Annotated in this window: 12 protein-coding genes and 1 pseudogene; 3 read left to right on the top strand and 10 right to left on the bottom strand. The window is 66.8% G+C overall.

All coding sequences use genetic code 11. The features are described from left to right. Window positions 1-14: 14 nt before the first annotated feature. Together ACOMG5_RS00350 and ACOMG5_RS00345 are read right to left on the bottom strand one after the other, a co-directional pair. Window positions 15-662, bottom strand: coding sequence for a GntR family transcriptional regulator (locus ACOMG5_RS00350; protein WP_420341781.1), 648 nt, complete (start codon window positions 660-662; stop codon window positions 15-17). 31 nt (window positions 663-693) lie between these two features. Next, complete coding sequence (locus ACOMG5_RS00345) at window positions 694-1,392, bottom strand: M48 family metallopeptidase (protein ID WP_420341780.1); 699 nt, start codon at window positions 1,390-1,392, stop codon at window positions 694-696. A 126-nt stretch (window positions 1,393-1,518) separates the two neighbouring features. Here ACOMG5_RS00345 and ACOMG5_RS00340 point away from each other — a divergent pair, with 126 nt between their 5' ends. Further along, entirely contained in the window at window positions 1,519-1,848 is a 330-nt protein-coding gene (locus ACOMG5_RS00340; protein ID WP_420341779.1) for an FYDLN acid domain-containing protein, read from the top strand. Window positions 1,849-2,010: 162 nt separating this feature from the next. On the opposite strand, the gene lpdA is transcribed toward ACOMG5_RS00340, so the two are convergent. The 7 genes and pseudogenes from lpdA to sucC all read right to left on the bottom strand — a co-directional run bounded on the left by lpdA (window position 2,011) and on the right by sucC (window position 10,996). Beyond that, on the bottom strand, window positions 2,011-3,399 hold the full coding sequence (lpdA, locus tag ACOMG5_RS00335) for a dihydrolipoyl dehydrogenase (RefSeq protein ID WP_420341778.1): 1,389 nt from the start codon (window positions 3,397-3,399) through the stop codon (window positions 2,011-2,013). A gap of 12 nt (window positions 3,400-3,411) precedes the next feature. Further along, window positions 3,412-3,820: pseudogene (locus ACOMG5_RS00330) on the bottom strand (MAPEG family protein). A 67-nt stretch (window positions 3,821-3,887) separates the two neighbouring features. Beyond that, window positions 3,888-5,414 (bottom strand): 2-oxoglutarate dehydrogenase complex dihydrolipoyllysine-residue succinyltransferase, encoded by a 1,527-nt coding sequence (odhB, locus tag ACOMG5_RS00325; protein WP_420341891.1) that lies wholly within the window; start codon window positions 5,412-5,414, stop codon window positions 3,888-3,890. 1 nt (window position 5,415) lies between these two features. Beyond that, on the bottom strand, window positions 5,416-8,373 hold the full coding sequence (locus tag ACOMG5_RS00320; RefSeq protein WP_420341777.1) for a 2-oxoglutarate dehydrogenase E1 component: 2,958 nt from the start codon (window positions 8,371-8,373) through the stop codon (window positions 5,416-5,418). 45 nt (window positions 8,374-8,418) lie between these two features. Continuing rightward, complete coding sequence (locus tag ACOMG5_RS00315) at window positions 8,419-8,796, bottom strand: hypothetical protein (protein ID WP_420341776.1); 378 nt, start codon at window positions 8,794-8,796, stop codon at window positions 8,419-8,421. A 116-nt stretch (window positions 8,797-8,912) separates the two neighbouring features. After that, complete coding sequence (gene sucD, locus ACOMG5_RS00310) at window positions 8,913-9,797, bottom strand: succinate--CoA ligase subunit alpha (RefSeq protein ID WP_420341775.1); 885 nt, start codon at window positions 9,795-9,797, stop codon at window positions 8,913-8,915. A 5-nt stretch (window positions 9,798-9,802) separates the two neighbouring features. After that, window positions 9,803-10,996, bottom strand: coding sequence for an ADP-forming succinate--CoA ligase subunit beta (gene sucC / locus ACOMG5_RS00305; RefSeq protein WP_420341774.1), 1,194 nt, complete (start codon window positions 10,994-10,996; stop codon window positions 9,803-9,805). A 230-nt stretch (window positions 10,997-11,226) separates the two neighbouring features. Between sucC and ACOMG5_RS00300 the strand changes: the two genes are divergently transcribed. Next, on the top strand, window positions 11,227-12,273 hold the full coding sequence (locus tag ACOMG5_RS00300) for a glycosyltransferase family 2 protein (protein WP_420341773.1): 1,047 nt from the start codon (window positions 11,227-11,229) through the stop codon (window positions 12,271-12,273). A gap of 48 nt (window positions 12,274-12,321) precedes the next feature. Here ACOMG5_RS00300 and mdh read toward each other — a convergent pair whose 3' ends face one another. Then, window positions 12,322-13,284 carry a malate dehydrogenase gene (gene mdh, locus ACOMG5_RS00295; protein ID WP_420341772.1) on the bottom strand — a complete coding sequence of 321 codons (963 nt, stop codon included), beginning with the start codon at window positions 13,282-13,284 and terminating at the stop codon, window positions 12,322-12,324. A gap of 204 nt (window positions 13,285-13,488) precedes the next feature. Between mdh and ACOMG5_RS00290 the strand changes: the two genes are divergently transcribed. Continuing rightward, window positions 13,489-14,238: a sulfite exporter TauE/SafE family protein gene (locus ACOMG5_RS00290; protein ID WP_420341771.1), complete on the top strand. Its 750-nt coding sequence runs from the start codon at window positions 13,489-13,491 to the stop codon at window positions 14,236-14,238. Window positions 14,239-14,245: the final 7 nt, after the last annotated feature.

Below are 14,245 nucleotides of genomic sequence, written 5' to 3'. Positions count from 1 at the left end.
TGGCAGGAGTGCTGTCATTGTGCCAGATGGCGCAGGCCCTGGGTGACATCGGTGCGCACCGCGAGGCGCAATCCGGGCTCGTCGCCCGCGCGCAGGGCCGCGAGGATCAGCCGGTGGTGGCGGGGCGGCTCCTGGCGGGGGATCTCGCCATAGACGGCGCGCATGGTGGGGCCGAGCTGCAGCCAGACCGTCTCGATCACGGCGAGCATCGCGGGCGCCTGCGCGCGCAGATAGAGCGTGCGGTGAAATTCGAGGTTGGTGCGGATGTAGCCCACCGCATCGTGCTTCGCTACCGCCTCGGCATTGGCGGTGTTGATCGCGCTCAGCCGGTCGATCAGCGCCATATGCGCGCGGGGCAGGGCGCGCGAGGCGAGCTCGGGTTCGATCAGGGCGCGCAGCGCGGCAAGCTCCTCGATCCGCTCGTTGGAGAGCTCCGGCGTCGTGACCCGGCCCGAGGAGGAGAGCATCAGCGCCCCCTCCGCGATCAGCCGCCGCAGCGCCTCGCGCACCGGCGTCATCGACAGGCCGTACTGCTTCGCCAGCCCGCGCAGGGTCAGCGCCCGGCCGGGGGCCAGCTCGCCATGCATGATCTGCAGCCGCAGCTGCCGGTAGAGCCGGTCATGCGCGGCGGTTTCGATCGGGCGGGTGGAGATCGTGGTCATGGCGCCAATGTGATCACACTGCGCGCGGAATTCAATCGCGGAAACGGATCGCATGCAGCGTGCTGCCATGCTGCTTCAGCCAGGCGCGATCGGCGGCATAATCGGGCCGCAGCCGCGCCACCACCGCCCAGAAGGCGGGGGAATGGTTCATCTCGGCCAGATGGGCCACCTCATGCGCGGCCACATAATCCAGCACCGAAACCGGCGCCATGATCAGCCGCCAGGAATAGCTGAGCGAGCCGTCATGCGCGCAGGAGCCCCAGCGGGAGCGCGTATCGCGCAGGGTAATGCGCCGGAACGGGCGGCCGAGGGCGCCCGCGTGCCGCTCCGTCGCCGCCTGCAGCCGGATCCGCGCGCAATGCTTCAGGAAGGTTTCCAGCCGGGGCGCCAGCCGCGCGGGGTCGGCGGGCAGGAGCAGCCGGCCCTCCTCCACCCGGGGGGCGCGCACCGCGGCCGGGGTCAGGCGGAGCAGGCGCCCCTCGAACGGCAGCTCCATGCCGAAGGCGGGCGCGGCCGCGGTGGGCAGCCGGTCCAGCGTGCGGCGCAGCCAGTCCGCCTGGCTGCGCGCGAAGGCGATGGCATCGCCCATGGGCGCGCGCAAGGGCAGGGTCAGCGTGACCTCGCCATCCACGCGCGAGACCCGCAGGCTGAAGCGCCGCGCCCGTGCCGAGCGGCGCAACCGCAGGGCGACGCCGGGCAATTCGGGCAGGGAGTGGCGGCTCTCCGTCATGGGCAGATCCACGGCTGGCGCATCGGGGCCGCGGCGGGGCGAAACCTTGCGAAAAGGCTTTGACACCCTGCGGCTGTTGTGGCAGTTGGCTGCGACTCTGATGAGAGAGCTTGCCAGGAGACTTCCATGCCGAAAGAGGAATGGGGCGTCAAGCGCCTCTGCCCGCATTGTGCGAGCCGGTTTTACGATCTGCAAAGCGACCCGATGACCTGCCCGGTCTGCGGGAACAGCTTCTCGCTCGAAAGCCTGGCCTCGGCCAGCCGCGGCCGCGTTCTGGTGTCGGACAAGACCGCGGCACGGGATGCGGAAATCGACGTCGATGATCTCAACGACGAGGATCTGGACGACGACGCAGCGGATGTCGAACTCGATGACGACCTGCTCGAGGATGACGACGACGACAACGTCTCGCTCGACGATATCGCCGATGTCGGCGGTGGCGACGACGAACACTGATCGGACCCGCTCCGAAGGGATTCAAGGCGCGAGGCTTCTCGCGCCTTTTCTCTTTCATGCTCCGGCGGTGCGGGCCGCTCGGCCATGGCCTTCCCCGCGGGCACGCGCCCAGCAAAAAGCGCGCCGGGTCTCCCCGGCGCGCTCTGATCAGACCATCCCGGATCAGGCGTGGATCGCCCCGATGCCGCAGGCCAGCGCCGCTTCGCGCACCGCTTCGGAGAAGGTCGGGTGGGCGTGGCAGGTGAGCGCGATATCCTGCGCCGAGGCACCGAATTCCATCGCCACGCAGATCTCGTGGATCAGCTCGCCCGCCGAGGGCCCGATGATATGCACGCCGAGGATCCGGTCCGTGGCCGCATCGACGATCATCTTCACGAAGCCTTCGGACTGGAACACCGCCTTCGCGCGGCCGTTGCCCATGAAGCTGAACTTGCCGACCTTGTAGGCCCGGCCTTCCTGCTTCAGCGCCTCTTCGGTCTTGCCGACGGAGGCCACTTCCGGGGTGGTGTAGATCACGCCCGGGATCACGTCGAAGTTCACATGGCCATGCTTGCCGGCGAGGATTTCGGCCACCGCCATGCCCTCGTCCTCGGCCTTGTGCGCGAGCATCGGGCCCACCACCGCATCGCCGATGGCATAGATGCCGGGGACGGTGGTCTGCCAATGCGCATCGGTCTTCACCTGGCCGCGCGGCAGGATCTCCACGCCGAGCGCCTCCAGCCCGAGGCCGGTGGTGTAGGGCTTGCGCCCGGTCGCGACCAGAACCACCTCGGCCTCGATCGCGTTCTCGGATTCGTCCTTGCGCAGCTTGTACTTGACGGTGTTCTTGCCCTTGCCCTTCTCGACGCCCTGCACCGCGGCGCCGAGCACGAACTTCAGCCCCTGCTTGGTGAGGATCTTCTGGAAGGATTTCGCGACCTCGCCGTCCATGCCGGGGGTGATCGCATCGAGATATTCGACGACCGTCACCTCGGTGCCGAGCCGGGCATAGACCGAGCCCATTTCCAGCCCGATCACGCCCGCGCCGATCACCACCATGGATTTCGGGATCTTCGGCAGGCTCAGCGCGCCGGTCGAGGTGATCACCGTCTCCTCGTCGATCTCGATGCCCGGCAGCGAGGCGGGCTCGGAGCCGGTCGCGATCACGATCTTCTTCGCGCTGTGGATCTCGTCGCCGACCTTGACCTGGCCCGGCGCCGGGACAGAGCCCCAGCCCTGCAACCAGGTGACCTTGTTCTTCTTGAACAGGAATTCGATGCCCTTGGTGTTGCCCTCGATCACGTCCTGCTTGTAGGAGAGCATCTTCGCCCAGTCGACCTTCACCTTGGCGCCCATCAGGCCCATCTTCTCGAAGTTCTCATGAACTTCATGCAGCTCGTGGGTCGCGTGCAGGAGCGCCTTCGACGGGATGCAGCCGACATTAAGGCAGGTGCCGCCGAGCGCGCCGCGCCCTTCGACGCAGGCGGTCTTGAGCCCGAGTTGCGCACAGTGGATCGCGCAGACATAGCCGCCCGGGCCGCCACCGATCACGATCACATCAAATTCAGCCATTTGGGTCTCCTGTCAGGCCGCCGCTGCGGCCCCGAATAATGCGGCGAGGATCATCGCCAGGGTTGCAACAAGCCCGATGAGCCAGATCAGCGAACGCCAGGGCGTCCAGCCGAAGGCATAGGCGGGCAGATAGAGGATGCGCGCGGCGAGGAAGGCCCAGGCGCAGGCCGCAGTGAAGGGGGCTGGCGCGGCCCGAGAGCGTCACCACCAGCACGGCCGCGGCGAAAAGCCCGAGGTTCTCGGCATGGTTGGCCACGGCGCGGCGCAGCCGGCCCAGCAGGGGCGAGGCCTCGGGCGCCCGGTCGCGCGGGCCGAAATTGTAGCCCAGGCCCAGTTCGCGGTTCATCACTGCCCCCGCAACCGCGACCATCACCATCTGCCAGAGCGCGGCAAGGGCGAGGGCGGTGAGTTCCGGGGTCATGCTGTCCTCCGTGGGTGCCCCCTCCCGGGGGAATGGGATCTGCCCCCCGAAACCGGGGGGCAGGGGATCACAGATCCATCAGCAGGCGGCGCGGATCCTCCAGCGCTTCCTTCACGCGCACGAGGAAGGTCACGGCGCCCTTGCCGTCGACGATGCGGTGGTCGTAGCTCAGCGCCAGGTACATCATCGGGCGGATCACGATCTGGCCGTTCACCACCATCGGGCGCTCCTGGATCTTGTGCATGCCGAGGATCCCCGATTGCGGCGGGTTCAGGATCGGCGAGGACATCAGCGAGCCATAGACGCCGCCGTTCGAGATGGTGAACGAGCCGCCCTGCATTTCCGCCATGGTCAGCTTGCCGTCGCGGGCGCGCTTGCCGTATTCGGCGATTTCCTTCTCGATCGTGGCGAAGCCCTTCTGGTCTGCATCGCGCAGCACCGGAACCACCAGGCCGTTCGGCGTGCCCACAGCCACGCCCATGTGGACGTAATGCTTGTAGACCACATCGCCGCCGTCGATCTCGGCGTTGACTTCGGGCACTTCGGCCAGCGCGTGGCAGCAGGCCTTCACGAAGAAGGACATGAAGCCGAGCTTCACGCCGTGCTTCTTCTCGAACTGGTCCTTGTAGGCGTTGCGCAGCTCCATGATGCCCGACATGTCGACCTCGTTATAGGTCGTCAGCATCGCGGCGGTGTTCTGCGCGTCCTTCAGGCGGCGGGCGATGGTGGCGCGCAGGCGGGTCATCTTCACGCGCTCTTCGCGCGCAGCGTCATCGGCCGGGACCGGCGAACGCGGCACCGAGGCGGGTGCGGGCGCGATCGAGACCTGGGGCGCTGCGGGCTTCGCCATGGCGGCGGCCACGTCTTCCTTCATGATCCGGCCATCACGGCCGGTACCGGTGACCTGCGCGGCGCTGAGCCCGGCTTCGGCCATGGCCTTCTTCGCGGCGGGCGCATCCTCGACGTCCTTGCCCGCGGGGGCCGGGGCGGCGGAGGGGGCGGGGGCGGCTGCTGCCGCGGGCGCGGCGCCGGCAGAGGCACCTTCGGCCACGACGGCGAGCTTCGCCGAAGCGGCGACGGTCGCGCCCTCGGGGGCCACGATCTCGGTCAGGACGCCGGCGACGGGCGAGGGCACCTCGACCGAGACCTTGTCGGTCTCGAGCTCGCACAGCATCTCGTCCTGCGCGACGGTATCACCGACCTTCTTGAACCAGGTCGACACCGTGGCTTCGGAAACGCTCTCGCCCAGTGCGGGCACCATTACGTCCGTCATCTTGACCTCTTTGGACTGTTGCGCAGCGGGCTGAGGGGCGGCCGCGCCTTCGGATTTCTTCTGCGGCGCGGGCGCCGCGGCGCCCGCCTCGATGATGGTCGCGAGCAGCGCATTGACGCCGACCGTCGCGCCTTCAGGGGCGACGATCTCGCCCAGGACACCGGCGGCGGGCGAGGGGACCTCGACCGTCACCTTGTCGGTTTCCAGCTCGCACAGCATTTCGTCCAGCGCGACCGCATCACCCGGTTTCTTGAACCAGGTGGCGATGGTGGCTTCCGAGACGCTCTCGCCAAGCGTGGGGACACGGACATCCGTCATCAGTTCAACCCTCCAGCGCGTCGCTCACGAGCGCGTCCTGTTCTGCCTTGTGGCTCTTCGCGAGGCCGGTCGCGGGCGAGGCCGAGGCGGCGCGGCCCGCATAGCGCGGACGGCCGTGCTTTGCCTCGATCTTTGCGAGCACCCATTCGATATTGGGCTCGACGAAGGTCCAGCCGCCCTGGTTCTTCGGCTCTTCCTGGCACCAGACGATCTCGGCATCCTTGAACCGCGACAGCTCGGTGATCAGCGACTGGGCTGGGAACGGGTAGAACTGCTCGAGCCGCAGCAGGTAGACATTGTCGAGCCCGCGCTTGTCGCGCTCGGCCAGCAGGTCGTAGTAGACCTTGCCCGAGCAGATCACCACGCGCGAGATTTCCGCATCGGGCTTCAGCGTCAGTTCGCTGCTGCCGCCCTGCGCGTCGTCCCAGATCACCCGGCGGAAGAACGAGCCGGTGGTGAATTCCTCAGCCGTCGAGACGCACAGCGGATGGCGCAGCAGCGACTTCGGCGTCATCAGGATCAGCGGCTTGCGGAAGTTCCGCTTCAGCTGCCGGCGCAGGATGTGGAAGTAGTTCGCAGGCGTGGAGCAATTCGCGACGATCCAGTTCTCCTGCGCGGAGTTCTGCAGGTAGCGCTCCAGGCGCGCGGAGGAGTGCTCCGGCCCCTGGCCCTCGAAGCCATGCGGCAGCAGGCAGACGAGGCCCGACATCCGCAGCCATTTCGACTCGCCCGAGCTGATGAACTGGTCGAACATGATCTGCGCGCCGTTGGCGAAATCGCCGAACTGGGCCTCCCAGAGCGTGAGCGCGTTCGGCTCCGCCAGCGAATAGCCATATTCGAAGCCCAGCACCGCATATTCGGAGAGCATCGAGTCGATGACCTCATAGCGCGCCTGACCCGGCTTGATGTGGTTCAGCGGGTAGTAGCGCTCTTCGGTGGTCTGGTCGACGAAGCCGGAGTGGCGCTGCGAGAAGGTGCCGCGGGTGCAGTCCTGACCGGACAGCCGCACCGGGAAGCCCTCAGCCACGAGAGATCCGAAAGCCAGCGCCTCGGCGGTGGCCCAGTCGAAGCCGCGGCCGGTCTCGAACATCTGCTTTTTCGCTTCGAGCAGACGCGCGACGGTCTTGTGCAGGTCGAACCCGTCGGGCGCCGTGGTCAGCGCCTGGCCGATTTCCGCCAGCGTTTCCGGCGAGAGCGCGGTGGCGCCGGCGTCATATTCGGCGGTTTCGCGGGCGAGGTTCTTCCAGCGGCCGTCGAGCCAGTCCGCCTTGTTCGGCTTGTAGACCTTGCCGGCTTCGAATTCCTCGTTCAGCGTCGCCTGGAAGGCAGCCTTCATGTCCTCGATTTCGCCTTCCGGGATCAGCCCGTCGGCCACCAGCCGCTCGGTATAGAGCTGCAGCGTGGTCTTGTGGCCCTTGATGGTCTTGTACATCGCCGGGTTGGTGAACATCGGCTCGTCGCCTTCGTTGTGACCGAAGCGGCGGTAGCAGAAGATGTCGATCACGACGTCCTTCTTGAACTTCTGCCGGAATTCGGTCGCGACCTTGGCGGCATGGACCACGGCTTCCGGGTCATCGCCATTGACGTGGAAGATCGGCGCCTCGACCATCAGCGCGAGGTCGGTCGGATAGGGCGAGGTGCGGCTGAAATGCGGCGCCGTGGTGAAGCCGATCTGGTTGTTCACGACGATATGGATCGTGCCGCCGGTGCGGTGGCCGCGGATGCCCGAGAGCTGGAAGCATTCCGCCACCACGCCCTGGCCTGCGAAGGCCGCATCGCCGTGCAGCAGGATCGCGAGGACCTGCGTGCGGTCGGCGTCGTTCAGCTGGTCCTGCTTGGCGCGGACCTTGCCGAGCGCGACCGGGTTCACCGCCTCGAGGTGCGAGGGGTTCGCGGTCAGCGACAGGTGGACGGTATGGCCGTCGAAGGTCCGGTCCGAGGAGGCGCCGAGGTGGTATTTCACATCGCCCGAGCCATCGACGTCATCGGGCTTGAACGAGCCGCCCTGGAATTCGTTGAAGATCGCGCGGTAGGGCTTCGCCATCACATTGGCCAGGACCGACAGGCGGCCGCGGTGCGGCATGCCGATGACGATTTCCTTCAGCCCGAGGTTGCCGCCCCGTTTGATGATCTGCTCCATCGCCGGGATCAGCGCTTCGCCGCCATCCAGGCCGAAGCGCTTCGTGCCCATGTATTTCACATGCAGGAACTTCTCGAAGCCCTCGGCTTCCACCAGCTTGTTCAGGATCGCGCGGCGGCCTTCGCGGGTGAAGGCGATTTCCTTGCCATAGCCCTCGATCCGCTCCTTCAGCCAGGCGGCCTGCTCAGGATCCGAGATGTGCATGTATTGCAGCGCGAAGGTGCCGCAATAGGTGCGCTTCAGCACGTCGATGATCTGCCGCATCGAGCCATGGGTCATGCCCAGCACGTTGTCGAGGAAGATCGGGCGGTCCATGTCGGCATCGGTGAAGCCGTAGGAGCGCGGGTCGAGTTCCGGGTGGCTGGCCTCGTCGCGCATGTTCAGCGGGTCGAGGTTGGCGATCAGGTGGCCGCGGATGCGGTAGGCGCGGATGATCATGATCGCACGGACCGAATCCAGCACCGCGCGCTTCACCTGCTCCTCGGAGATCTGCACCCCGGCCTCGGCGGCCTTGGCCTTGATCTTGTCGCCGGCGGCCTTGCCGTCCTTGGCGGGCGCTGCCGGCCATTCGCCGGTGAGCGCACCCATCAGCTCGCCCGCGGCGACGGGCGGCCAGTCCGCGCGGCCCCAGGAGGCGCCTTCGGCGGATTTCTTCACATCGCTTTCGGCGTCGCCGAGCGAGGCGAAGAACGCCTGCCAGCTGGCGTCGACGGAGGACGGATCGGCTGCGTAATTCGCATAGAGCTGCTCGACGTAATCCGCGTTGGCGCCTTGCAGGAAGCTCGAGGCTTCAAATTGTTCGTTGGGGGATTGGTCGTTCATGACGTTCGTCCTTGATGGCTGAGGGGCCGAGGGGCGGGGCGGTGATCAGCCCTTGCAGGTCACCGCGAGAACCTTGACGCCGGGCTCATGGTTCGAGGGCTCGGTGACATAGGAGGATTTCAGGCTTTTGCCATAAGTGGCGCAGAGCTTTGCCGGAGCGGCCTTAACGGCCTCTTTGTTCGCGGCGAAAAAGTCGAAATAGATCAACGCATTCGACGGATCGCCCGCAATTGCCGAAACGGCATCGCCGTTGATGCTGGTCATGCGCTGGAAATCGCCGTGCGAGCGTTCGTCGCGCGGGACCGGCGGGGCGAGGGCGGCGCCTTCGAAGCCCGTGCCGGTGCTGCCTGTTCCGGTCTGCATGCAGGCCGAGACCATCAGGCCGGATACCACGGCCACAGCGGCCGGGAACGCACGTTTCATTGTCTTACCTCCGTGGCCGCGTCCGGCCAGTCTTGTCCTCAGAAGGGCGAAACGGGCGCGTGCCCGCTTGGCGCTTCGGAGTGGGCCGCGGAGGTTTCCCCCGCGGCCCGCTATGGTCAGCCCTTGATCGCCTTCAGCACGGCTTCGCCGAGATGCGCGGGGCTTTCCGCCACCACGACGCCCGCGCGCTGCATGGCTTCGATCTTGGAGCCCGCATCGCCCTTGCCGCCCGAGACGATGGCACCGGCGTGGCCCATGCGGCGGCCGGGAGGAGCGGTACGGCCGGCGATGAACCCGGCGACCGGCTTCCAGCGGCCCTTCTTCTTCTGTTCGGCCAGGAATTCCGCGGCTTCCTCTTCGGCCGAGCCGCCAATTTCGCCGATCATGATGATCGATTCGGTTTCCGGGTCGTCGAGGAACATGTCGAGCACGTCGATATGCTCGGTGCCCTTGATCGGGTCGCCGCCGATGCCCACGGCCGAGGACTGGCCGAGGCCGATGTCCGTCGTCTGCTTCACGGCTTCATAGGTCAGCGTGCCCGAGCGCGAGACCACGCCCACCGAGCCGCGCTTGAAGATCGAGCCCGGCATGATGCCGATCTTGCATTCGCCCGGCGTCATCACGCCCGGGCAGTTCGGCCCGATCAGGCGCGACTTGCTGTCCACCAGCGCGCGCTTCACCTTCATCATGTCCAGCACCGGGATGCCTTCGGTGATCGCGACGATCAGCTCGATCTCGGCGTCGATGGCTTCCAGGATGGAATCGGCTGCGAAGGGCGGCGGCACATAGATCACGGTCGCGTTCGCGCCGGTCTTGGCCACGGCTTCATGGACCGAGTCGAACACCGGCAGGCCGAGGTGCTCGGAGCCGCCCTTGCCCGGGGTGACGCCGCCGACCATCTTCGTGCCGTAGGCGATCGCCTGTTCGGTGTGGAACGTGCCCTGCGAGCCGGTGATGCCCTGGCAGATGACTTTGGTGTTCTTGTTGACGAGGACTGCCATTGTTCTTAGCCCTTCACAGCTTTGACGATCTTTTGCGCGCCGTCGGCGAGGTTGTCCGCCGCGATCACGTTGAGGCCGGAATTCGCGATGATTTCCTTGCCCAGTTCCACGTTGGTGCCTTCGAGGCGCACCACCAGCGGAACCTGCAGCCCGACTTCCTTCACCGCGGCGAGAACGCCCTCGGCGATGATGTCGCAGCGCATGATGCCGCCGAAGATGTTGACCAGGATCCCCTTCACGTTCGGGTCCGAGGTGATGATCTTGAACGCCTCGGTGACCTTTTCCTTGGTCGCGCCGCCGCCCACGTCGAGGAAGTTCGCCGGCTCCGCGCCATAGAGCTTGATGATGTCCATCGTAGCCATCGCCAGGCCTGCGCCGTTGACCATGCAGCCGATCTCGCCGTCGAGCGCGATGTAATTCAGGTCATATTTCGAGGCTTCGAGTTCCTTCGGGTCCTCCTCCGTCTCGTCGCGCAGCGCCATGATGTCGGCGTGGCGATAGAGCGCGTTGTTGTCGAAGCCGAGCTTCGCGTCCAGCACCTTCAGGTTGCCGTCGGTCATCACGATCAGCGGGTTGATCTCCAGCATCTCCATGTCCTTCTCGATGAAGGCCTTGTAGAGATTCTTGATCAGCGCGACGCATTGCTTCACCTGACCGCCGGTCAGGCCGAGGGCGAAGGCCACGCGGCGGCCGTGGAAATCGCTCAGGCCGGTGGCCGGATCGACGGAGAAGGACAGGATCTTCTCGGGGGTGTGGGCGGCCACTTCCTCGATGTCCATGCCGCCTTCGGTCGAGACGACGAAGGACACGCGCGAGGTCTGACGGTCCACCAGCAGGGCGAGGTACAGCTCACGCGAGATGTCCGAGCCGTCTTCGATGTAGATACGGTTCACCTGCTTGCCGGCCGGGCCGGTCTGGTGCGTGACCAGAGTGCGCCCGAGCATTTGCTTGGCGAGATCGGCAGCCTCCTCCACCGACTTGGCCAGACGAACGCCGCCCTTCGGGCCGGCTTCGGCTTCCTTGAAATGGCCCTTGCCGCGGCCGCCGGCGTGGATCTGCGCCTTGACGACCCAGAGCGGACCGTCGAGCTCACCCGCCGCGGTCTTCGCATCTTCGGCCTTCAGGACGGCGCGGCCTTCCGACACCGGGCAGCCATAGCTCTTGAGGAGCTGTTTGGCCTGATATTCGTGGATGTTCATGCCAGAGTTCCCTTGCTGGTCGATTTGGCAGGTGGTTTGACACAGTCCGACAGCGCGATAAAACGAATAGTGCGTGTTGGGCGCTCACATCGGCAGAAAAGCGCCATTTGTGATCACGGGTTTTGAAAGTGTGATCACAAACGCGCGCAATGCCGCATCGCGGCGCGGGCGGCGGCTGCGGGGGCGCGGAATCGGAATGTTTCGGCCACAGGTTTCGGAGGCCTTGCGGGATGCAGACATGGGGCGTGGCGGCGCTGGCGGATGAGCCCGGCAGCCTGGTTGCGGCCTTCGCGGCCTTCCATCTAGCCCAGGGCGCGGCGGAGGTGCATATCTGCCTCGACCGGCCGAACCCGGAGGCGCAGGACCTGCTGCGGGGGGTGCCGGGGGTCTTTCTCCATGCGGCGGGCGCGGATGGCTGGGCTTTCAATGGGGTCGGCGCGCGGCCCGCGCGGCATCTGGCGCGGCAGAAGTACCATGCCAGCCGGATCCTTGCCGCGACGGGGCTCGACTGGCTGATCCATTGCGACATCGATGAGTTCGTCCTGCCGGAGCCTGGTCACAGGGTGGCGGAGGTGCTCTCCGCCGTGGTGCCGGAGGCGGCCTTCGTGCGGATCCCGGTCGCGGAGCGGGTGAGTATCGGCGCGGCCGGGCAGGGGCTCTTTGCGGGCAGCTACCGGCTGAACTGGCGCGGTTTCCGCGCGCAGGGCCCGCGGATTTATGATGAGGCGCAGATGCTGCTCCTGCATCACGGTCTGGCCGGGCATCATATCGGCAAGAGCGCCACCCGCGCGGGGCTGGGCCTCTACAGCGGGATCCATCAGCCGATGCGGGAATATGGCGGCGGCGGGCGCGATCTGCCTTCGGGGGCGGCGCCGGGCCTGCGGCTGCTGCACTACGATGGGCTGACCGAGCTGCATTATGCGCTGAAGATGCTGCGCCGGGCGCTGGCGCTCCGGGTCAAGGCGCCGCCGCATCATGCGCCGCATCGGCTGTTGCAGATCGAGGCGCTGGCCGGGGCGCGCGGCAGCCTCGCGGGCATTCGGGCGCAGTGGCGGGCGACGAAGCAGGTCTCTCCTCAGCAGGCGCAGGCATTGCGCGATTTGGGCGTGCTGATCGACCTGGCGCCCGGGATCGCGGAGGCGGCGGGCCGGGTGCTGGGGCAGGCGCCGGATCTGAGCGCGGCGGCCTTCGACCGGGCCTTGCTGGCGCGCGAAGCGGAGCTGATCGCGGAGGTGCGCCGGGTCTTTGGTGTGGACCCGACCGAGCTGCGGGCATGAAAAAGGGCGCGCGGAAGCCGCGCGCCCTCTGGAAATTGTCTGTAAGGCTCAGGTGAGCGAGGGGTCGATGCCTTTGCAGGCGGCGACGAGGCCCTTCACCGCATCGACCGACTTGTCGAACATCACCTGCTCTTCGGCGCCGAGCTTGATGTCGATGACCTTCTCGATGCCACCGGCGCCGATCACGGTCGGCACGCCGACATAGAGACCGTCGAGGCCGAACGCGCCCTTCACATAGGCGGCGCAGGGCAGGACGCGCTTCTGGTCCTTCAGATAGGCTTCCGCCATCTCGATCGCCGAGGTGGCCGGGGCGTAGAAGGCCGAGCCGGTCTTCAGCAGGCCGACGATTTCCGCGCCGCCGTCACGGGTGCGTTGGATGATCTGGTCGAGCTTCTCTTGCGAGGTCCAGCCCATGGAGACCAGATCCGGCAGCGGGATGCCCGCCACGGTCGAATAGCGCGCGAGCGGGACCATGGTGTCGCCGTGGCCGCCCAGAACGAAGGCGGTGACGTCCTTCATGGAGACGCCGAACTCGACCGAGAGGAAGTGGCGGAAGCGCGCCGAATCCAGCACGCCGGCCATGCCGACGACCTTCTCCACCGGCAGGCCCGAGAATTGCTGCAGCGCCCAGACCATCGCGTCGAGCGGGTTGGTGATGCAGATCACGAAGGCGTTCGGGGCATGGGCCTTGATGCCTTCGCCGACCGATTTCATGACCTTCAGGTTGATGCCCAGCAGGTCGTCGCGCGACATGCCCGGCTTGCGCGGCACACCGGCCGTCACGATGCACACGTCGGCGCCGGCGATGTCGGCGTAGTCATTGGTGCCCTTCAGCGTCGCGTCGAAGCCTTCGGAGGGGCCGGATTCGGCGATGTCGAGCGCCTTGCCCTGCGGCGTGCCTTCGGAGATGTCGAACAGGACGATGTCGCCGAGTTCCTTGATTGCGGCGAGATGGGCGAGCGTGCCGCCGATCTGACCGGCGCCGATGAGGGCGATCTTGGGTCGAGCCATGGAATTCCTCCGAAGGTCAGGATTTGGGTTTAACCGACGGAGGATGGGTTAGCCCTTTGCGTCCCGTCTGGCAAGGGCGCTGCGGCATTGTATGCGGTCGTATGCCGCGAACGGCGACCGTTTGCGCTAACCCGCGCAAGGGATTAGCACATGGCGCTGCGGCCCGCCGAATCTCCCTGGCCGCGGCGCGGAAAAGAGGGTGGCATGGATCTGGACCTGGTGGGCTGGCTGGTGGTGGTGCTGGCGGTGATCTGCATCGGCGCCGCGAAGGGCGGGCTGACGATGATCGGCGCGCTGGCGGTGCCTCTGCTCGCCACGGTGATGAACCCGGTCGTGGCCGCGGGGCTTACCCTGCCGGTCTTCGTGATCTCCGACATTTTCGGGCTGATCGCCTTTCGCGGCAGCTATGACAGGCGGGTGCTCGCGATCCTGATGCCCGCCACGGCGCTCGGGGTGGGGCTTGGATGGCTCACCGCGGCGCGGGTGCCGGAGGCGGCGGTGACCGGGCTCGTCGGAGTGATCGGCCTTGCCTTCGCGCTGAACGCGCTGTTGCGGCGCGGCGCGCAGCGGGTGCGCCCGGCGCGGGTCGGGCCGGGCGTGATCTGGGGCGCGATCACCGGCTTCACCAGCTTCGTGAGCCATTCCGGCGCGCCGCCCTATCAGGCCTATGTGATGCCGCTCGGCCTCTCGCCCGCGGTCTTTGCCGGGACGACGACGGTCTGCTTTGCCTGGGTCAATGCGGTGAAGCTGATTCCCTACTGGGCGCTCGGGCAGATCAACCTGTCGAACCTGAAGCTCGCACTGATCCTCTCTATCCCGGCGGTGATCTCGGTCTTTGCGGCGGCGCGGCTGGTGCGGGTGATGCCGCAGAAGCTGTTCTATGGCTTCGTCACCTGGGCGCTGCTGCTGATTTCGGTGAAGCTGCTCTGGGATGCGGGGCGCACATTGCTCTAGCTGCGCT

Origin of the sequence: Paenirhodobacter sp., from assembly GCF_041916475.1 — a bacterium.
In the GTDB taxonomy this organism is placed as follows: domain Bacteria; phylum Pseudomonadota; class Alphaproteobacteria; order Rhodobacterales; family Rhodobacteraceae; genus Rhodobacter.
This window is presented reverse-complemented; position numbering and strand designations above follow the sequence as displayed.

What these genes read in the sequence shown, in the direction of transcription:
- ACOMG5_RS00320 (WP_420341777.1), bottom strand. Translation starts at nt 8,373, where the DNA reads ATGAACGACCAATCCCCCAACGAACAATTTGAAGCCTCGAGCTTCCTG.
- lpdA (WP_420341778.1), bottom strand. Translation starts at nt 3,399, where the DNA reads ATGGCTGAATTTGATGTGATCGTGATCGGTGGCGGCCCGGGCGGCTAT.
- mdh (WP_420341772.1), bottom strand. Translation starts at nt 13,284, where the DNA reads ATGGCTCGACCCAAGATCGCCCTCATCGGCGCCGGTCAGATCGGCGGC.
- ACOMG5_RS00340 (WP_420341779.1), top strand. Translation starts at nt 1,519, where the DNA reads ATGCCGAAAGAGGAATGGGGCGTCAAGCGCCTCTGCCCGCATTGTGCG.
- ACOMG5_RS00350 (WP_420341781.1), bottom strand. Translation starts at nt 662, where the DNA reads ATGACCACGATCTCCACCCGCCCGATCGAAACCGCCGCGCATGACCGG.
- ACOMG5_RS00345 (WP_420341780.1), bottom strand. Translation starts at nt 1,392, where the DNA reads ATGACGGAGAGCCGCCACTCCCTGCCCGAATTGCCCGGCGTCGCCCTG.
- sucD (WP_420341775.1), bottom strand. Translation starts at nt 9,797, where the DNA reads ATGGCAGTCCTCGTCAACAAGAACACCAAAGTCATCTGCCAGGGCATC.
- ACOMG5_RS00315 (WP_420341776.1), bottom strand. Translation starts at nt 8,796, where the DNA reads ATGAAACGTGCGTTCCCGGCCGCTGTGGCCGTGGTATCCGGCCTGATG.
- sucC (WP_420341774.1), bottom strand. Translation starts at nt 10,996, where the DNA reads ATGAACATCCACGAATATCAGGCCAAACAGCTCCTCAAGAGCTATGGC.
- ACOMG5_RS00290 (WP_420341771.1), top strand. Translation starts at nt 13,489, where the DNA reads ATGGATCTGGACCTGGTGGGCTGGCTGGTGGTGGTGCTGGCGGTGATC.
- ACOMG5_RS00300 (WP_420341773.1), top strand. Translation starts at nt 11,227, where the DNA reads ATGCAGACATGGGGCGTGGCGGCGCTGGCGGATGAGCCCGGCAGCCTG.